The organism is Catellatospora paridis (assembly GCF_009720365.1).
Lineage (GTDB): Bacteria > Actinomycetota > Actinomycetes > Mycobacteriales > Micromonosporaceae > Catellatospora > Catellatospora paridis.
Map to the genome: position 1 here is coordinate 452,765 of NZ_ML769314.1, position 19,061 is coordinate 471,825.

The 19,061-nt window shown below is 72.2% G+C and carries 16 protein-coding genes; 9 read left to right on the forward strand and 7 right to left on the reverse strand.

All coding sequences use genetic code 11. From position 1 onward, the window contains the following. Positions 1-22: 22 nt before the first annotated feature. On the reverse strand, positions 23-1,849 hold the full coding sequence (locus F9C41_RS11155; protein ID WP_407924683.1) for a RelA/SpoT family protein: 1,827 nt from the start codon (positions 1,847-1,849) through the stop codon (positions 23-25). Between the two features lie 341 nt (positions 1,850-2,190). Continuing rightward, complete coding sequence (locus tag F9C41_RS11160) at positions 2,191-3,861, reverse strand: DEDD exonuclease domain-containing protein (RefSeq protein WP_230689538.1); 1,671 nt, start codon at positions 3,859-3,861, stop codon at positions 2,191-2,193. Positions 3,862-4,040: 179 nt separating this feature from the next. Between F9C41_RS11160 and F9C41_RS11165 the strand changes: the two genes are divergently transcribed. The 5 genes from F9C41_RS11165 (at position 4,041) to F9C41_RS11185 (ending at position 9,390) form a co-directional block, all read left to right on the forward strand. Then, complete coding sequence (locus F9C41_RS11165) at positions 4,041-5,405, forward strand: NYN domain-containing protein (RefSeq protein ID WP_155386622.1); 1,365 nt, start codon at positions 4,041-4,043, stop codon at positions 5,403-5,405. 25 nt (positions 5,406-5,430) lie between these two features. Next, a complete protein-coding gene (locus F9C41_RS11170) occupies positions 5,431-6,672 on the forward strand; it encodes a M48 family metallopeptidase (RefSeq protein WP_155386623.1) in 1,242 nt (413 codons plus the stop codon). A gap of 61 nt (positions 6,673-6,733) precedes the next feature. After that, complete coding sequence (locus F9C41_RS11175) at positions 6,734-7,342, forward strand: type IV toxin-antitoxin system AbiEi family antitoxin domain-containing protein (RefSeq protein ID WP_155386624.1); 609 nt, start codon at positions 6,734-6,736, stop codon at positions 7,340-7,342. 95 nt (positions 7,343-7,437) lie between these two features. After that, entirely contained in the window at positions 7,438-8,250 is an 813-nt protein-coding gene (locus F9C41_RS11180; RefSeq protein ID WP_230689492.1) for a nucleotidyl transferase AbiEii/AbiGii toxin family protein, read from the forward strand. A gap of 9 nt (positions 8,251-8,259) precedes the next feature. Beyond that, a complete protein-coding gene (locus F9C41_RS11185) occupies positions 8,260-9,390 on the forward strand; it encodes a glycosyltransferase family 4 protein (RefSeq protein WP_155386626.1) in 1,131 nt (376 codons plus the stop codon). A gap of 192 nt (positions 9,391-9,582) precedes the next feature. Here F9C41_RS11185 and F9C41_RS11190 read toward each other — a convergent pair whose 3' ends face one another. From F9C41_RS11190 to F9C41_RS11210, 5 genes are all read right to left on the reverse strand, one after another. Further along, positions 9,583-11,061 (reverse strand): glutamate--cysteine ligase, encoded by a 1,479-nt coding sequence (locus F9C41_RS11190; RefSeq protein ID WP_155386627.1) that lies wholly within the window; start codon positions 11,059-11,061, stop codon positions 9,583-9,585. 162 nt (positions 11,062-11,223) lie between these two features. Beyond that, the gene (locus tag F9C41_RS11195) at positions 11,224-11,742 is read right to left on the reverse strand and encodes an HIT family protein (RefSeq protein ID WP_155386628.1); all 519 of its coding nucleotides are present in this window, start codon (positions 11,740-11,742) and stop codon (positions 11,224-11,226) included. Next, positions 11,742-12,413, reverse strand: a complete 672-nt coding sequence (locus F9C41_RS11200) for a response regulator transcription factor (RefSeq protein ID WP_120316171.1) — start codon at positions 12,411-12,413, stop codon at positions 11,742-11,744. Before F9C41_RS11200 ends, F9C41_RS11195 begins: the two co-directional genes overlap by 1 nt. Positions 12,414-12,466: 53 nt before the next feature. Next, positions 12,467-14,182, reverse strand: coding sequence for a sensor histidine kinase (locus F9C41_RS11205; protein WP_155386629.1), 1,716 nt, complete (start codon positions 14,180-14,182; stop codon positions 12,467-12,469). Then, complete coding sequence (locus F9C41_RS11210) at positions 14,163-15,947, reverse strand: AMP-dependent synthetase/ligase (protein ID WP_155386630.1); 1,785 nt, start codon at positions 15,945-15,947, stop codon at positions 14,163-14,165. Before F9C41_RS11210 ends, F9C41_RS11205 begins: the two co-directional genes overlap by 20 nt. Positions 15,948-16,141: 194 nt before the next feature. Between F9C41_RS11210 and F9C41_RS11215 the strand changes: the two genes are divergently transcribed. The 4 genes from F9C41_RS11215 (at position 16,142) to F9C41_RS11230 (ending at position 19,007) form a co-directional block, all read left to right on the forward strand. Then, positions 16,142-16,585, forward strand: coding sequence for an SRPBCC family protein (locus tag F9C41_RS11215; RefSeq protein ID WP_155373198.1), 444 nt, complete (start codon positions 16,142-16,144; stop codon positions 16,583-16,585). A gap of 2 nt (positions 16,586-16,587) precedes the next feature. Then, on the forward strand, positions 16,588-17,160 hold the full coding sequence (locus F9C41_RS40640) for a hypothetical protein (protein WP_196279717.1): 573 nt from the start codon (positions 16,588-16,590) through the stop codon (positions 17,158-17,160). 123 nt (positions 17,161-17,283) lie between these two features. Continuing rightward, the gene (locus tag F9C41_RS11225) at positions 17,284-18,228 is read left to right on the forward strand and encodes an ROK family glucokinase (protein ID WP_155386631.1); all 945 of its coding nucleotides are present in this window, start codon (positions 17,284-17,286) and stop codon (positions 18,226-18,228) included. 107 nt (positions 18,229-18,335) lie between these two features. Further along, positions 18,336-19,007 carry an endonuclease/exonuclease/phosphatase family protein gene (locus F9C41_RS11230; RefSeq protein WP_155386632.1) on the forward strand — a complete coding sequence of 224 codons (672 nt, stop codon included), beginning with the start codon at positions 18,336-18,338 and terminating at the stop codon, positions 19,005-19,007. Positions 19,008-19,061 lie beyond the last annotated feature (54 nt).

The following is a 19,061-nucleotide window of genomic DNA, read 5'->3' on the forward strand; positions in this document are numbered from 1 at the left end:
TCGTGCGCGCGCTCCTCGTTCTTCACCTTGCCAGGCTAGTCGACGAGCGTCGCGGCGGCGTGGCAGCGGCTTCGCCGCGCGGGGCGACCACGTTCACCGGGGCCGAACGGGCCGCGTCGTTCTGGTTGTCGACGCTGGCGATGAGCTGGTCGACGATGGTGTCCGCGGACACCCGGTGCTCGGCCACCGCCATCAGCAGCGTGTCGAGATCGGGGTAGTCCAGCGCCTGGGCGAGGCTGATCAGCCGCTGCTCGTCGGCGAGCGCCCGGTCGCGGCGGCGCAGGGCCAGCCCGATCGCGGCCCGGCCGAGCTGCAGCCGGTCGCTGACGGTGCCGGCGGCGACCTCCGGGTCGGTGAAGCGGCGGCTCAGCCGCAGCCGCGCGTTGGGGGCCTTGACGAACTCCAACCACTCCCGGCGCGGGCCGGGATGGTTGCGCGCCCGGCTGACCAGGATGTCGACCACGTCGCCGTCGGTCAGCGCGGCGTTGAGCGGGGTCAGCACGCCGTTCACGGTCGCCGCGACACAGCGGTCGCCGGTGCGGGTGCCCAGCTCGTACGCCACGTCCACCGGGCTCGCGCCCTCGGGCAGCAGCAGCTGGCGGCCCCAGGCGAAGACCTGGATCTGCTGCTCGGCCAGGTCGCAGCGCAGCGTCTCGACGAACTGCACCGCGTCGGGCGCGGCCTGCTCCAGGTCCAGCGCGCGGCGCAGCCAGGCGTGCTCGCCGTGCTGACGCGGCGCGGGCGCGACCTCCCGGGGCGCGGTGCGCGGGTTGAACACGCGCAGCGCCCCGCTGCGCCGCGACGGGCGGGTCGGGTAGCGGAACGGGGCGACCACGCCGTACTCCACGGCGCGGTGCATCTGCTCGGTGCGGATCAGCACCTCGACCATCTGGTCGCCGGGGCCCAGCACCGTGGTGTGCAGCGAGCGGTAGAGGTTGTTCTTCGGCGCGGCGATGAAGTCCTTGAACCGGCCGGGGATCGGCTTCCACTGCTGGTGCACCGCGCACAGGGCGGCGTAGCAGTCGGGGTCGTCGCCGTCGAGGATCACCACGATGCGGGGCAGGTCCATCGGCACCGGGCTGCCCGCCTGCTGGGTGTCCTTCCAGATCGAGTAGTAGTGCCGCGGCCGCGGCTTCACCCGGCCGTCGAGCTTCTCCTTGCGCAGCGCGCCCCTGCCCAGCGTGACCAGGTTCTGGACGTAGTCGTTCCAGTCCGGGCGGTTGGAGACCATGCCGTCGATGCGCTCGTATTCCTCCGGGTCGAGGAAGAGCAGCACCTTGTCCTCGAGTTCGCGCTTGAGCGCCTGGATGCCGAGCCGATCGCAGAGCGGCACCAGCACCTCGCGGGTCGCGCCGGCGATGCGGGCGCGCGAGGCCGCCGAGCGGGCATCGAGGGTCTGCATGTTGTGCAGCCGGTCGGCGAGCTTGATGACGAGCACCCGGATGTCCTGCCCCGCGGCGACGATCATCTTGCGGATGGTCTCGGCCTCCGCGCGGGCGCCGAAGTGCGCCTTGTCGAACTTGGTGACCCCGTCGACCAGGTGTGCGACGTCCGGGCCGAAGTCCTCGCGCAGCTGCGCCAGGGTGTAGCTGGTGTCCTCGACCGTGTCGTGCAGCAGCGCCGCGGCCAGGGTCGTGCCGTCCATGCCCAGGTGGGCCAGGATCTCCGCGACGGCCAGCGGGTGGGTGATGTAGGGGTCGCCGCTCTTGCGCATCTGGCCGCGGTGCATCCGCTCGGCGACCAGGTAGGCGCGGCGCAGCAGGGCGACGTCGGAGCCGGAGTGCACCTGGTGGTGCGCCTTGATCAAAGCGGTGACCGGGTCGGCGGGCGCCGGTGTCCGCTCGCGCATGTTCGGCCAGCTGAGCATTGCTCTGAGCCGGGTGGTGAGCAAGCTCTCCCCGGCCCGGCCCGTGACCGTAATCCCCGTTGCCACCGTGGCGGCTTCCGCGTCCACTGAGGACACCCCCCTCACCGCGTGGAGGTGGAGCGTCGCGCGGCACGTACGCGGCCTCGACGCCCCGTCACGACTGCCCACTTCCGAGAGATCTCTGGATATCGCTCCATAGCCTAGTAACGAACGTCGTAGCCGAATGGTCAAGACCTTTCATGCGTTCGGTCAAGTAATGGCCGAACGGGTATGCCGACAGTGACGCCGCGGGGGTCGGCGACTCGGCTGTTCAGGGCTGCCCGTTACCGGGCGCCGCCGAGCAGGAGCGTTTTCCAGCGCGCCGCGCCGCGGGCCGGGGAGGCCCAGCCTGACGTCGCCTCCACCAGGCGGGTCTCCGGGCGTTCGAGCCAGTCCAGGATCCGCTCGGTCTCCTCGGGCGTGGCCGCGGGCGTCGGGCCGGGCGCGGCGAGCACCGTCTCGGCGGTGGGTCGCAGCACGTCCAGGGTCCGTCGCGGATGGACGCCCGGCTCGGCGGTCGCCGCGGCGGCCAGCCGGCCCCGCCGCACGATGGCGATCTCCCACGCGTTGCGCTCGGTGCGCCGAGCCGCGATCAGCTCCTCGATCGACGTCAGCGCGGACAGCCGCTGCATGCGCACGGCTGCGCGCAGGAACGCGGCGAGCCGGTCGCGCACCGCCGCGGCGTCCTCGTAGCGCTGCGCGTCGGACAGCTTGCGGATGCGGGCCAGCAGCGGATCCACCACCGCGTCCGGGTCGCCGTCGAACGCGGCCCGCAGCGGCGCGGCGGCCAGGGTGTCGTACTCCTCGACGCTGATCGTGAGCTGGCAGGGCGCCGGGCACTTGCCGAGTTCGGCCAGCGCGCAGGCCGGCGAGGCCTTGCGCGCCGACAGCCGGGGCGTGCACTGCCGCAGCGGCAGCGCCTCGTGGATCGCGTCCACCGCCGCCTGCGCCGTCGCCCGCCCGGCGAACGGCCCCAGGTAGGCGGCGCCGTCGGCGGTCAGCTGCCGGACCACGGACAGCCGCGGGAAGGCCTCCGCGGTCAGCTTCAGCCACTGCACCCGCTCCGGGTGCTTGGAGCGCCGGTTGTACGGCGGTGCGTGCACCGCGATCAGCCGCAGCTCGCGGACCTGTGCCTCCAGCGCGTGGGCGCACTCGACCGCGTCCACCCGCACCGCCGCGCCGAGCATCTCCTTGATCCGGGCCCGGCGCTCGGCCGCGGTGAAGTAGCTGCGCACCCGGGTGGCGATGTCGTTGGACGTGCCGACGTAGAGCGGGCGGTCGTCGGCGGCCCGGAACAGATACACCCCCGGCGCGTGTGGCAGGTTCTCGGCCAGGTGCTTCTTGGCCCGCTGCACCGGCGCGACCGCCTTGACGAACTCGATGGTGTCGCCGAGCGTGTGCACCTTGTGGCCGCCGAGCCGGGCGATCAGCGCGTGCAGCACCCCCACGGTGGCTCGTGCGTCGTCCATCGCGCGGTGGTTGGGCTGGTCGCCGACCCGGAAGTAGGCGGCCAGGGTGCCCAGCTTGTTGTTGGGCACCTCGTCGCGCAGCAGCACCCGGCGGGCCAGCGCGACGGTGTCCACCACCCGGGGGTTCGGCCAGCGGTAGCCGTGCGCGGCGCAGGCCGCCTTCAGGAATCCGGTGTCGTACGGCGCGTTGTGCGCGACCAGGACCGCGCCGGACAGGAACTCCAGCAGCGAGGGCAGCACGGCCTCGATCGGCGGAGCCTCGATCGTCATCGCGGTGGTGATGCCGGTAAGCACGGTGATGAACGGCGGGATCGGCACCCCGGGGTTGATCAGCGTGCCGAACGAGCCCAGTTCCTCACCGCCGCGTACCTTCACCGCGCCGATCTCGGTGATACCGCCGCCGTCGGGCGCGCCGCCGGTGGTCTCCAGGTCGAGCACCACGAAGGTGGTGTGCCGCAGGTCGAGCTGCAGCGGGTCGGCCAGCATGCCGTCGAGGGTCGGCTGTTCGAATCGGTCACGCGGCGCGGCGGGGCGCGCGGACGGCACCTGGGACGGGGACGGCACAGACCGGACGCTAAACGTCCGGTACGACATGGGTGGTCGGCGGAGACGGCGAGCCGCGAACCTGAGCGACAAGATCGGTAAGTCGGTGGAACACTAGGACCATGTCAGCCGCTGAACTTTCGTTCGATGCCTCCTCCGGGGACCCGGTGGGGGCGGCTGACTTCATGCCCGAGCCGATCCTGTCCGAGCCCATCCGCCAGCGGGTGGTCGCCCTGGCCGCGGCCGTGCTGACCGCACTGCCCAACGACGAGATGCCGGTCGCGCTACGCAAGGTCGCCAAATTCGCGCCCAACCGCCGGGCCCGGCTCGGCGGCGCGGCCATCGCGGCGCAGCTCACCGCCGACTCGGTGTTCCGGCAGCGGATCAGCGGCCGGGTGCTGGCCGACGCGGGCGAGCTGGGCACGGCGGTGCTCGGCGGCATGGCGCCGGCCGCCGCCGACCCGATCGAGGTCGCCGCGCTGGCCTACCTGGCCCGCCCCGCGGGCTGGCGCGAGCTGCTCGACGCCGCCGGGCAGGCGGTCGCCGCCGAGGCGGAGAGCACCGCCGTCGCCGAGCACATCCGCGACGCCGAGACGCGGGCCGCCCGTGCCGAGCACGACCGCGCCGTCGCCCGGGTCGAGGCCGACAAGCTGCGCGACGAGCTGGCCCGGGTGCGCGACGAGCTGGGCCAGCTGCGCGAAGAGGCCCGCGCGAGCGGCAAGGCGCTGCGCGACGCGCAGGCCCAGCTCAAACGGGCCAACGAATTGCTCTCCATCGAGAAGGGCCGGGCCGCCAAGGGGCACGGCGACCACGAGGCCGAGCTGCGCCGGCTGCGGTCCCGGCTGTCCGACGCCGAGGCGGCGGCAGGGGACGCGCGCCAGGCCGCCCGCGACACCCGGGCCGTCGACGAGGCGCGGCTGTGGCTGCTGCTGGAGACCATCGGGCAGGCCGCCGTGGGGCTGCGCCGGGAGCTGGCGCTGGACCCGGCGAAGGTGCTGCCGGGGGACACCGTCGCCGCGGCGTACGCGGACATGGTCGGCGCCCCCACCGCGACCAACCGGGCCACCGACGGCGACGACCCGGCCCGGCTCGCCCAGCTGCTCGCGCTGCCCAAGGCGCACCTGGTGGTCGACGGCTACAACGTGACCAAGCGCGGCTTCGCCGAGATGTCGCTGGAGCAGCAGCGCAACCGGCTCGTCACGGGCCTGGGCGGGGTCGCCGCGCAGACCGGGGCCGAGGTCACCGTCGTCTTCGACGGGGCCGAGCGGGTGCACGGCCTGCCCGCCCCGCCGCGCGGGGTGCGGGTGCTGTTCTCGCGCAAGGGCGAGACCGCCGACGAGGTGATCCGCCGCCTGGTCCGGGCCGAGCCGCCGGGCCGCCCCGTCGTGGTGGTCTCCTCCGACCGCGAGGTCGCCGACGGCGTACGCCGCCACGGCGCGTACCCCATGAACTCCGAATCCCTGGTCCGCCGCCTCACCCGCAGCTGACCCCGCCCGGCCGTAGGATCGGGCGATGACGGTGCGGGGCTGGGCCTGGCTGACGTTGATCGTCCTTTGTGGCGCGCTGGCGGTGACCGTGGCGCTGCTGGTGCCGTGGCACCGGCCGCCCGCGCCGCGCGCCGACCAGCTCGCCGCGCTGGCCACGCTGCCCACCGACCGGGTCGAACAGGCCCGGCAGCTGCGCGGCGAGCTGCGCTGGATCACGTACCCGGCGATGCTGGTCGGGTTGGGCGTGGCGCTCGTGCTGGGGCTGACCCCGCTGGGCTCCTGGCTGGTGGGGCTGGTGCCCGGACCGTGGCTGGCCAAGGTGCTCGGCGGCGGGCTGCTGGTGCTGCTGGCCGCGGACCTGATCACGCTGCCGTTCGCGGCCTGGCGGCACACCGTGGCGGTGCGCTACGGGCTGTCCACCCAAGGCTGGGGCGGCTGGGCGGTCGACCTGCTCAAGGGATACGCCGTCGGCGCGGTGCTCGGCGCGGTCGCCCTGCTCGGCTTCTACGGCCTGACCAGGCTGGCGCCGAACTGGTGGTGGGCCTTCGGCACGGTCGGCGCGGCCGCGCTCGTGGTGCTGCTCAGCTTCGTGTTCCCGGTGCTGGTCGAACCGGTGTTCAACAAGTTCACGCCGATGGCCGACGGGCCGCTGCGCACCGAACTCATGGAGCTGGCCCAGCGCGACGGGGTGCCGGTGCGCGACGTGCTGGTCGCCGACGCGTCCCGGCGCACCACCTCGCTCAACGCATACGTCAGCGGCATCGGCCCGACCCGGCGCATCGTCGTCTACGACACGCTGCTGCGCGAGGCCCCGCAGGCGGAGATCGTCGCCGTCGCCGCGCACGAACTGGGCCATGCGAAACGCGGCGACGTGGTGATCGGCACGGTCATCGGCGCGCTCGGCGCGGCGATCTTCGTGGTCGGCCTCTACCTGCTCGGCGCGTGGAGCTGGCTGCTGCACCGGGCGGGGGTCGAGTCGATCGCCGAGCCGCGCGCGATCGGGCTGCTGCTGGCCGTCGCGACGGTGGGCGGGCTGCTGGCGGGGCCGGCGCAGGCGTACGTGTCGCGGCTGATCGAGGCGCGCGCCGACGAGCACGCGCTGGAGCTGACCGGGGACCCGGCCGGGTTCGAGCAGATGCAGGGGCGGCTCTCCCTGGTCAACCTCGGCGACCCCGACCCGCCCGCCTGGGAGCAGGCGCTCTTCGGCAGCCACCCCACCACCGTGGAACGCATGGCCGCCGCCCGCGCGTACGCCCGCGACCACTGACCGAAAACTGACATGTATCAAATCCTAGCCAGTTCGTTATGAGGTGGCTAGGATTTGATACATGTCAGAGCGGGGAGCGCGCCGAGCGCGGGTGCGGGCACTGCCACCCACCTTCACCGCCGCTCGCGCGCGCGACGCCGGGATCGGCTCGCGCGACCTGCGGCACCTGGCCGACAGCGGAGACGTCGACGAACTGTCCCGCGGGGTGTATCGGCGCTCGGACGCACCCGAGTCGGCCTACCTGGACCTGCTGGCCGTCGCCGCCCGCTGCCCGGACGGCGTGGTCTGCCTGGAGTCCGCGCTCTCCCTGCACGACCTCATCGACGACCTGCCCGGTGAGGTCCATCTCGCGGTCGCGCGAGGGCATCACGCGCCGCACATCACCTATCCCGTGGTCGACGTGCACCGCTTCGACGACGTGACCTTCGAGATCGGGGTGGAGTTGTTCGAGGCGGCCCCGGGCGAGCACGTTCGCGTCTACAGCCCGGCCCGCAGCGTCGTCGACGCGATGCGGCTGCGGCACCGGGTCGGCGACGGGCTGGCATTGCACGCCCTGCGGCGCTACCTGCGCCGGACGGGACAGCGCGGAGTGCCGGAACTGCTGCGGCTCGCGCGATCGTTCCGGGTCGAGGGGCCGGTTCGTTTTGCCGTCGAGGCGGTGCTCGCCTGATGCCCAACCCCCGCCGTGACACCACCGCCGGTCGGGTCTTCAACGACCTGCGCAATCTGGCCCTGCGCAACGGCCGCAACACCGAGGAACTGCTGATGGCGTACGCCCTCGAACGGTTCCTGCTGAGGTTGAGCATGACCGCGCCGCAGCGGTTCGTCCTCAAGGGTGGGCTGCTGCTGGCTCTGTTCGGGTCCCGCCGTCCCACGCGCGATGTCGACCTGCTGGGCCGTGGCGTCGTCAACAGCCACGAGGAGATCAGTAACGAGATCGCCCGGATCTGCGCGGTCGAGGTGGACGACGGTGTCCTGTTCGCCGCGCAGCGGATCAGGACGGCCACCATTCGCGAGGATGCCGACTACGCGGGCGTGCGGGTGATCCTGCCTGCGTCGCTGGGGCGAGCTCAGCTCAAGCTGAGTCTCGATGTGAACTTCGGCGATCCGGTGACGCCCGGGCCGCGTCGGGTCCGGCTGGCGCAACTCCTTTCCGCCGAGACCTTCGACATGCTTGGTTACCCGATCGAGACCGTCATCGCGGAGAAGCTGACCACCGCGGTGGCCCTGGGCGACGCGAACACCCGTGACCGCGACTACGCCGACATCCACCGGCTCGTCGGCGGCAACGACCTAGCCGGCGATGCGGTCACCGAAGCGGTGCTGAAGACGGCGGCATATCGCGGGATCGAGCTGACGCCGTTGAGTCAGGTGGTCCACGACCTCGCGGAGCGCAGGCAGAGCGCCTACACCGCGTGGCGACGGCGGCAGGGCGCGGATGCCGCGGGTTATCCGGAAAGCTTCCGCGAGGTCGTTGAGGGGGTCGTGGAGTTCGCCGATCCGCTGCTCACCGGCGCGGCTGCCGGGGCGGACTGGTCGGCCGCCACACGTCGCTGGTCGGCCGGATCGGGCCGGTAGGCTGCGCGGATGCGCACGCTGCTGGTGACCAACGACTTCCCGCCCCGCCCTGGGGGCATCCAGCAGTTCCTGCACAACCTCGCGATCCGCCAGCCCGACGGCGAGCTCGTCGTCTACGCCTCGACCTGGCGCGACCCGAAGCAGTTCGACGCCGAGCAGCCGTATCCGGTGGTCCGGGACCGGACCGGGGTGCTGCTGCCCACGCCACGGGTGGCGAGGCGGGTCGCCGAGCTGGCCCGCGCGGAGGGCTGCGACCGGGTCTGGTTCGGCGCTGCCGCGCCGCTCGGGTTGCTGGCCCAGGGCCTGCGCCGGCGGGCGGGGATGCAGCGGGCCGTCGGCGTCACGCACGGGCACGAGATCGGCTGGGCGGCACTGCCGGGTGCGCGCAGCGCGCTGCGCCGTATCGCCGACGGCAACGACGTGCTCACCTACCTCGGGGAGTACCAGCGCGTCCGGCTGGCCAAGGCGCTGGGGGAGCGGACCAGCCTGCAGCGGCTCGCCCCCGGTGTGGACTCGGCGATGTACCACCCCGACGTGGACGGCGCGGCGGTGCGGGCCCGGCATGGGCTCACCGGGCGCCCGGTGATCGTGTGCGTGTCCCGGCTGGTGCCGCGCAAGGGCCAGGACACGCTGGTACGCGCGCTGCCGCTGGTGCGCCGCGCGATCGGTGACGCGGCGCTGCTGCTGGTCGGCGGGGGACCGCACCGGCCCACCGTGCAGCGGCTGGCCCGCGAGCTCGACGTGGCCGACCACGTGGTGCTGACCGGCTCCGTGCCGTGGGCCGAGCTGCCCATGCACTACGCGGCCGGCGACGTCTTCGCCATGCCGTGCCGCACTCGAAACCGGGGCCTCGACGTCGAGGGTTTGGGCATCGTCTACCTGGAGGCGTCCGCGGTGGGCCTGCCGGTGATCGCCGGCGACTCCGGTGGCGCGCCGGACGCCGTCCGCGAGGGCGAGACCGGATATGTGGTGCCCGGCCGCGACGTGGACGCACTCGCCGCCCGCCTGGTCGAGCTGCTGTCCGACGACGCGCTGCGGACCAAGATGGGCGCGGCGGGCCGCTCCTGGGTCGAGCAGGAGTGGGGCTGGGACCTCCAGGCCCGCCGCCTGCGCGCCCTCCTCACCACCGCCCCCGCCTGACCCCGCCTGACTCCGCCCAAATCCACCCGAACGACCGACCCGCTTCGTGCACCCGCCCCGCCTCCGGAGGCACCCCACCCCGCGCCGGCGGCCGCAGTTTCGGGGAAACTGCCGGAATCAGGCACGGCGAAGGTGCAGTTTCCCCGAAACTGCGGGGATGGTGCAGCCCCGTGGCACGGGCTGCGGGGCGGGTCAGTCCTCGCGGGGCCACTCGTGGACGGGGATGTTCTCGTGCATGTGGGTCATGTAGCGCAGCAGCATCTCGCGTAGGGCTTCGGGGCGTCCCAGGCCGCCGCGTTCCAGGCGGTGGACCGTGTCGATCTGCCAGGTCGCGCCGTTGCGGCGGAGCAGGCAGCGCTGCTCGATGATGCCCAGCAGCCGGTCCCGCTCGCGCGCCTCCACGCCCCAGCTCTCCAGGCCCTGGTGGGCCAGTGGCAGCAGCCGCCGCAGCACCAGCTCGTATGCGGTGAGGTAGCCCAGGTCGGGCCAGAACAGGTGGGCGCCGATGCCCTGCCGCGCGCCGGTGTAGAAGTTCTCGTCGGCCTGCTTGAACGGCATCCGGGACCACACCGGCAGGCCGCCCTCGGCCAGGGTGCGCACCAGCCCGAACCAGAACGCCGCGTTGGCCATGATGTCGACGACGGTGGGGCCCGCGGGCAGCACCCGGTTCTCCACCCGTACGTGCGGCATGCCGTCGGAGACGTCGTACACCGGGCGGTTCCAGCGGTAGATGGTGCCGTTGTGCAGGCGCAGCTCGGTCAGCTCGGGCACCTCGCCGCCAGCGAGCTGGTCGGCGGGGTCGTCCTCGGTGCTGATCGGCAGCAGCGCGGGGAAGTAGCGGACGTTCTCCTCGAACAGGTCGAAGACCGAGGTGATCCAGCGCTCGCCGAACCAGACCCGGGGGCGTACCCCCTGGGTCTTGATCTCTTCCGGCCGGGTGTCGGTGGCCTGCTTGAACAGCGGGATGCGGGTCTCGTGCCACAGCTCGTGCCCGAACAGGAAGGGCGAGTTGGCGGCGATGGCCAGCTGCACCCCGGCGATGGCCTGGGCGGCGTTCCAGTACGCCCCGAACTGGGCCGGGCTGACCTGCAGGTGCAGCTGGGCGCTGGTGCAGGCGGCCTCGGGCGCGATGGTGTCGGCGGTGACGTTGAGCGGGTCCGGCCCGTCGATGCTGATGCGCAGGTCCTCGCCGCGGGCGGCGAACACCTGCTCGTTGATGAGTGCGTAGCGGGGGTTGGCCGACAGCGCCGCGCCGGTCAGGTGCTCGGTGCGCAGCGTCGGCAGGATACCGATCATGGCGGTGTGCGCGCCGACGGTGCGCGCCTTGTCCTCGGCGGCGTTCAGGCTGGCCCGGATCTGCTCCTCGTACGCCGTCAGGCCGCCCTTGGCCAGCTCCCGCGGCGGAATGTTGATCTCGATGTTGAACTGGCCGAGTTCGGTGACGAACGCCGGGTCGGCGATCGCGGCGAGCACGTCGGCGTTGCGCATGGACGGCTGGCCCTGCTCGTCGACGAGGTTGAGCTCGATCTCCAGCCCGGTGAGCGGGCGCTCGAAGTCGAACTGGGACTCGCCCAGCATCAGCGCGAACACGTCCAGGCACCGGCGGACCTTCTCCCGGTACATCGCGCGGTCCGCGCGGGTGAAGACGTGCTGCTGCACCTTCTCGCCCATCGGGCGCTCACCGCCCCTCACGGGATCCTTCGCTAATGTCCCATAGATCCCTGCCCGGTGGGAGCAGGACGGAAACATGCGGGCCCCGCAGGCGAAGGGCGCCCGACCACGGTGCGGTCGGGCGCCCTTCGGCACGAACCCGCCGGAGCGGGCTTCGGATGATCAGGCGAGCCGGGCCAGTTCGGCCGTGATGGCCTCGCGGAGCTGGTCGTACTCCTCCGCCTTCGGGGAGACGAGGGTGTCGTGCTCCTCGGCGAAGCGCACCTCGTTCGGGTAGCGCCACACCGGGGTGTCGCGGAACTCCCGGGCCTCCCAGGAGTAGCGGGGGTGGATGTGCGCGTGCAGGTGGTGCAGCGAGTTGCCGAGGATCTCGTAGTTGAGGCGGCGGAACGCGGGGTCGAAACCGTTGCAGGCGGCGAAGACCGCCTCACCGAGCAGGCCCATGTCGGCCAGGAAGTCCGCGCGCTGGGTGCGGGACAGGTCGGTGAGGTGATCGGCGCCGTCCACGTCGGACAGCAGCACGCAGTATCCAGGCAGGTGCTGCGTGTCGCCGAAGACGGCGTATCCGCTGTTGAGCTTGGCCATGACGAGGGGGTTGTCGCCGCGCCGGGCAGCACCCAGCCGGTCGGTCCGCCAGTTGGTGAGCAGTTCGTCACCGCTGGCGTGGGCGTGCCGCCCCATCAGGACAGGTTCGGGGCGTCGGGCGCCTGCAGCAGGCCGAGGCGCAGCGCGGTCATCAGGGCCTGGGCGCGGTTGGCGGCGCCCAGCTTCTCGTAGAGCTTCGAGATGTGGGTCTTGGCCGTCGACTCGCTGACGAACAGCTGCTTGGCGATGCCGGAGACGCTCATGCCCTCGGCGAGCAGCTTCAGCACCTGGCCCTCGCGCGGGCTCAGCTGCGGGCCGCTCGGGGTCAGCCGGCGCTTCATGGCCTCGGCCAGGTCGGCGGCGGTGAACGCGCTGGGCGCGCTGGCCGCGTGGCGGGCCGCCGCGACGACCTCGTCGGCCGGGGCGGTCTTGGGCACGAACGCGCTGGCGCCGGCCTCGAGCGCGCCGAAGAGCTGGTCGTCGCCGGCGTACATGGTGAGCACCACGATGCCCATGGTCGAGCTGGACTTGCGCAGCGTGCGGGTGGCCTCCAGGCCGCTGCCGTCGGGCAGGCGGAGATCCATGATCACTACGTCGGGGTGCAGGGCGCCGGCCTGGCGTACGGCCTCGGCGGCGGTGCTCGCCTCGCCGACCACCTCGAACTGGCGGTCCCGCTCGAACGCGTGGCGAAGCCCCTTGCGGATCAGGTCATGGTCGTCGACGAGCAGGACTTTGGTTCGCCCTGTCGGCACAGTACTAGTGGACATGCCCGCTTTCTCCCCTTCTGGCACCCGCGCTCTGGCTGTGCGGGTGACACACGTTATCGCGTCGCCCGGCCCTCTTGTCGAGAGGAACCGCCCACGACCACGGCGACGGTGGTTCCCACCGGGTCCCGAGGCCTGATCTCGAGTCGGCCCCGGATACGTTCCGCCCTCTCCGCCATGATCGCAAGACCGTAGCGTCCGTCCGTACGCTCATCGGGTATGCCGCGGCCGTCGTCGGACACTTCGATCAGGCCGTACGGCGGGTCCACGGTGCAGGTCACCCACAGATTCGCGGCATTGGCGTGCTTTCGCGCGTTCGTGATCGCCTCCTGCGCGATCCGCAGCAGCTCGGACTCGATCGAGGCCGGCAGCCGGCCCGCCTCGTCCAGGGACAGGTTCACCTTCAGCCCGGCCTGGTTGCCCGAGATGCGGGCGAACTCGGCGATGGCCGCGGTGAGCCCGCCGTGCCGGTCCACCTCGCTGCGCAGCTCGAACAGGCTCAGTCGCAGCTCGGTGATGACCCGCGTGATCTCGGCGCGGAGCACCCGCAGCTCCTCGGCGGTGTCCTTGGCCTCCTCGGGCAGCGTCGCCTGCGCGTTGTCCACGCCGTACCCGATCATCACGAGTTCCTGGGCGACGCCGTCGTGGATCTCGCGGGCCAGCCGCTGGCGCTCCTCGTTGGTGGCGATCGAGCGCACCTCCTCGAACAGCAGCGCGGCCTCCAGCCGCAGTGCCGCCGGGGTTGCCGCGGCCACGATCCGGCCGGTGAGCGCCGGCGGGTAGCCGTTGGTGCCGTCGCGTTCCAGGGCCACCAGGCCCACCGTGCGCACGCCGGCGATCAGGGGCACCACCACGGCCGAGACCGGGCCGGTCTGGTCGAACGAACGCAGCTGGGAGCGCCCGGAGATCTGCGGCTGCTGGCTGGCCCACGCGTCGGCGATGGCCGAGTCGGCGTCGAGGCTGGTCTCCCAGGCGGCCCGGGTCGAGGTGTCGTCGGCCTCCACGCCGAACTGGGCGAGCACCACCAGGCGGCCCGCGCCGCTGGCGGCCAGCACCGCGGCCCGCTGCGGGCGGCCGATCGGGCGCAGCTCCTCGAGCAGGTGCTCGGCGATGCTGCCCGGGTCGAGGGTGGCGCCGGGCAGCTGGCGGGCCACCTGGCGCAGCTGGGTGAGCAGCCGGGTGGCCTCCGCGTACGGCTGGGGGGTGCGGCGGATCAGCGCGGCCCGCTGCATGGCGCCGGTGGTGATGGTGCCGACCGCGGCCAGGATCAGCCACTGCGCGCAGGCGGCCAGGTAGCCGAAGTGGCTCAGCTGCCGGGTGCCGTCGGGCAGCAGGGTCAGCCAGCCCGCTACGGCCAGCGTGAGCGCGGCGACGCTGAGCAGCCCGGCCGACTCCAGCGGGCGGTGGTTGAGCATCGCGGCGGTGATCGGCACGGCCAGGTAGGGCAGGATCGCCGAGGCGCCCGCCCCGTCGGACAGCGAGTACATCTGGTCGGCGGCCAGCGCGACGGCGCTCGCGCCCAGGCCGACCAGGACCGTCTCGGCGAACCGGCCCAGCGAGGCGAGCACCGCGTGCCGGGGCGTGAGCACCCCGGGCAGCCCGGCCAGCGCCAGCAGGGCGACCCAGCGCAGCTCCGCCCAGTCCTTGGTGGCGGCCATGATCAGCACGCCCACCAGCAGCAGCATGGTGCCGCGTACGGCGATCGCGATCAGCTGTGAGGCCGGGATGCGCCGGAGCCGGCGCTTGGGGCGCTCAGCGGTGGTAGATGGCATCGATCTCCTCCGCGTACTCCTTCATCACGACCGCGCGCTTGACCTTCAGCGACGGGGTCAGCTCGCCGGTCGCCTCGGTGAAGTCACGGGGCAGGATCGAGAAGACCTTAATGCCTTCGGCCGCCGACACGGCCTTGTTGGCCTCGCTGACCGCGGCCTGGATCTCGGCGCGCAGGTCGGCGTCGTCGACCAGCGCCGAAACGGGCGTGTCCGGACGGTTGCGCGCGGCCAGCCAGCCCGGCAGCGCCTCGGGGTCGACGGTGACCAGAGCGGCGATGAACGGCTGCCGGTCGCCGACCACCATGCACTGGCTGACCAGCGCGTGGGCGCGCACCCGGTCCTCCAGTACCGCCGGTGCGACGTTCTTGCCGCCCGCGGTCACGATGATCTCCTTCTTGCGCCCGGTGATGCGCAGGAAACCGTCTTCGTCCAGCGAGCCCAGGTCTCCGGTGTGGAACCAGCCGTCGGCGTCGATCGCCTCGGCGGTGGCCGCCGGGTTGTTCCAGTAGCCCGGGAAGATGACCTCGCCGCGGGCCAGGATCTCGCCGTCGTCGGCGATGCCGATCGTCACCCCGGGCAGCGGCTGGCCGACCGTGCCGATCTTCTGCGCGCCGGCCCGGTTGAAGGTGATCGCGGGCGAGGTCTCGGTCAGGCCGTAGCCCTCCAGCACGTTGAGCCCGACCCCGCGGAAGAAGTGGCCCAGCCGGTCGCCCAGCGGCGCGCCCCCGGAGATCGCGCTGTGGCAGCGCCCGCCCAGGGCGGCCCGCAGCTTGCCGTAGACCAGCTTGTCGAAGACCGTGTGGCGCAGCCGCAGACCCAGGCCGGGACCCGAGGGCGTCTCCAGGGCCTGGCTGTACGCGATCGCGACGGCCTCGGCCCGGTCGAAGATCGCGCCCTTGCCGCCGCTGTGCGCCTTCTGCCGGGCGCCGTTGTAGACCTTCTCGAACACCCGCGGCACGCTCAGCACGAACGTGGGCTTGAACGCGCCCAGATCCTCGACCAGGTTCTTCACGTCGGCGGTGTGGCTGGTGCGCACCCGGCCCTGCACCACGCCGATCTGCAGCAGCCGCGCGAAAGCGTGCGCCAGCGGCAGGAACAGCACCGTCGAGGAGCCCTCCTGGAACAGGATGTCCAGCGCCGGGATGGCGTTGCCGATGTCGGAGAGCATGTTGCGGTGCGTCAGCACGCAGCCCTTGGGCCGGCCGGTGGTGCCGGAGGTGTAGACGATGGTGGCCGGGTCGTCGGCGCTGCCGGACTTGCGGCGCACCTCGATCTCGGCGGGGTCGACGCCCGCGCCCCGCGTCACCAGCGTGGACAGGTCGCCGCCCTCGATCTGCCACAGCCGCGTCAGGTCGACGGCGGCCTCGCGCACGGTCGCGGTGTGCGCGGCCGTCTCGGTGAAGCAGCCCACCGTACCGGAGTCGGCCAGGATCCACCGCACCTGCTCGGCACTGGAGGTCTCGTAGATCGGCACGGTGACCGCGCCGCAGGCCCAGATCGCGTAGTCGATCAGCGTCCACTCGAACCGGGTGCGGCTCATCAGGGCGACCCGGTCACCCGGCTGCACGCCCGCGGCGACCAGGCCGCGGGCCAGTGCCACCACCTCGGCGTGGAACTCGGCGCAGGTGACGTCCGCCCAGCCGGACCCGGCGCGGCGGGAGAACTGCACCAGCTGGGGCGTCTGTGCCGCGTTGTCCCACACCGGGTCGGTCAACCGGTCGGTGTCATCGACGATCACCGCCGGGGCCTGCGAAAACTGCCGCACCAAACGCTCCTTGAGCTGCTCGTTCGGGCCACTGGCGCGTCCGCGCCGCCCGGCGGCCAGCGCCGCTGCCGCCCCCGGCACTGTAGAACGTCGTCCCGGTCCCTCTGCAAACGCTGTCCCTGTTCCGACGGGTTGCCGCCCGTCCGTCGTGGCGGGTCGGCTATGCCCCGGCCGCTACGGGTAGCCTGCTGTTCATGGCGGAATCCTCCTCCCAGTCGATCGTGATCAACGCCGACCCGGCCCGCATCGCCGAGGTCATCTGCGACTACCCCTCGTATCCCCGGTGGACCCAGGCCATCAAGGCCGCTGAGGTGCTCGAGGAGTACGAGGACGGTTACCCGGCCACCGTGCGCTTCGTCATCGACGCGGGCATCGTGCAGGACGAGTACACCCTGCACTACGACTACGCCGAGGACATCTCGCGGATCGAGTGGCACCTGGTCGCGCCGTCCAAGATGCAGAAGGCGCAGGACGGGTCCTATGACATCACCGACAACGGCGACGGCACCTGCACGGTGACCTACACGCTGTCGGTGGACCTCTCGATCGGCATGCTGGGCATGTTCAAGAAGAAGGCCGAGAAGGCGATCATGGATACCGCCTTGAAGGAGCTCAAGAAGCAGGTCGAGGCGGCCTGAGCATGGAAATCTCGCCGGGCACTGCCCGAGAGGAGGCGGAGCGGCTGGTGGCGGCGGTGCTCGCGGCCGCGACGCTGGCTGCCAACGCCAATCCGCACCTGGCCACGGGCTCCCCGGAGTGCTGCGTGTGTCCACTCTGCAAGGTGATCGCGGCGGTCCGTGACCCGGACCCGGAACTGGTCGAGCGGGTCGCGACCGGAGCCGGCGACCTGGCCGCGGGCCTGGCCAGCTTCCTGCGCAGCGTCTCCACGCACCGTCCCGGCGACGCGGCATGGCGCGACGCCACGGCGCACCCGGGCGGCCCCGCCGAGGGCGAGGGTGCAGCCGCGGCCCGGAGCGCAGCCGAGGGCGACGGTCCCGGGGGTCCGGCCGACGCCGCACCGCCCGCCGCCTCGGCGGACGCACCGCCCTCCCGGCCGATGGCCAAGAAGGCGGTCAAGAAGATCGTCAAGAAGGTTGTCACTAACCCGACACCCTCTGTTTCCGAGTCGGAAACACCCCCGTCACCCGCTCGGGTTAAGGCAGCAAAAAAGGCCGTCCGCAAGGCGGAGCCGCACCCGCCGCCGGAGTTGTGACATCGATCTTCGGCGGGCGACGCTCGCCGGGGGTCCTTCCGGAGTTAGGGTGTTGCCCAAGTAGCACGGCGTGGGCTCCCCAAAGCGTCACCGCCGGCAAGCCCAGCAAGAAAGGGTTCGGCCGTGGCACTCACCATCGGCGTGGACATCGGTGGCACCAAGGTGCTTGGCGGTGTGGTCGATCCTGACGGCACCGTCGTCGCGACAAACCGTCGCGACACCCCGGCCGGCGACGTCGCCGCGACCCGGGACGTGATCATCGATGTGGTGAAGGATCTGTCCGCCGAACACGAGGTGGACGCGGTCGGCATCGGCGCCGCCGGATGGATTGACGCGACCCGGTCGACGGTGCTGTTCGCACCGAATCTGGCCTGGCGTGACGAACCGCTGCGCGACTATGTCGCGAAGGCGGTCAACCTGCCCGTGGTGGTGGAGAACGACGCGAACGTGGCCGCGTGGGCGGAGTTCCGCTACGGCGCGGCGGCCGACGCCGAGGACTCGATGGTGATGTTCACCGTCGGCACCGGCATCGGCGGCGGCATCGTGCTCGGCGGCGGTCTCGTGCGCGGCGCGCACGGCATCGCGGCAGAGATCGGCCACATGCTCGCGGTCCCCGACGGCCACGTCTGCGGGTGCGGCCGGCACGGCTGCATCGAGCAGTACGCCAGCGGCAACGCCCTGGTCCGCTTCGCCCGCGCGGGAGCGCAGGCCGAGCCGGAGCGGGCGGCACTGCTGCTGGGCAAGGCCGACGGCAAGGTGGAGAACATCACCGGTCCGATCGTGACCGCGGCGGCGCAGGCCGGCGACGAGGTGGCGATCGACGCGTTCACGCAGATCGGATACTGGCTCGGCCAGGGTCTGGCCGACCTGGTCCAGATCCTCGACCCGCAGGTCCTCGTGGTGGGCGGCGGCGTCATCGACGCCGGCGACCTGCTGATGACCCCCGCCCGCCAGTCCTACCTGGACAGCCTCGCCCAGCGAGGCCGCCTCCCCGTAGCCGAACTCCGCGCCGCCAAGATGGGCAACGTCGCAGGCCTCGTCGGCGCCGCCGACCTGGCCCGCCTCTGACCCCACCCGCCGTACCGCGATGATCATGAACTTATGGCAAGGCTCGACGGCGTGTCGTGGCCATAACTTCATGATCATCGTGGTGGGGGTGGGGCATGCTGGGCGGCATGTCGCTGCGGGTTGTGTCGTACAACGTGCATTCGTTGCGGGATGATCTGGCGGCGCTGGCGGGAGTGGTGCGGGGGCTGGCGCCGGACGTGCTGATCGTGCAGGAGGCGCCCCGGCGCTGGCGGTGGCGGACCAAGTGTGCCGATCTGGCGGCGTCGTTCGGGATGTTCATGGCGGCGGGGGGCATGCCCAGCCTGGGGAACGTGATCATGACGAGTCTGCGGGTGCGGGTGCTGGACCAGTGGTGCATGCGCTACCCGCTGACGCCGGGCCGGCACATGCGCGGGGCGTGCTTCGCGCGGCTGGAGGTGCCGGGGCGGGCGCCGTTCGTGGTGGTCGGCTCGCACCTGTCGACCGACGACGCCGAGCGCCCCGCCCAGGCGGCGCTGCTCAAGCCCGCGCTGGCGCTGGACGACCCGGTCATCGTGGGGCTGGACCTCAACGAGTGCCCGGACGGCAGCTCCTGGCAGCTGCTCACCGACCGGCTGGCCGACGCCGCGGCACTGGCCGACCGGGAGGACCGCCACACCTTCCCGACCCCGAACCCGACCCGCCGGATCGACGCGATCCTCCTGGACCCACGCCTGGAGCTGGGCAGATACCAGGTGATCACGTCGGACGAGGCGGACCGGGCCAGCGACCACTACCCGTTGGTCGTGGACCTCGTCTAGGAATCCGCGCTTTACAACCTCTGCCGCAAACGGGAAAGATGCTCTGCGTCTTAC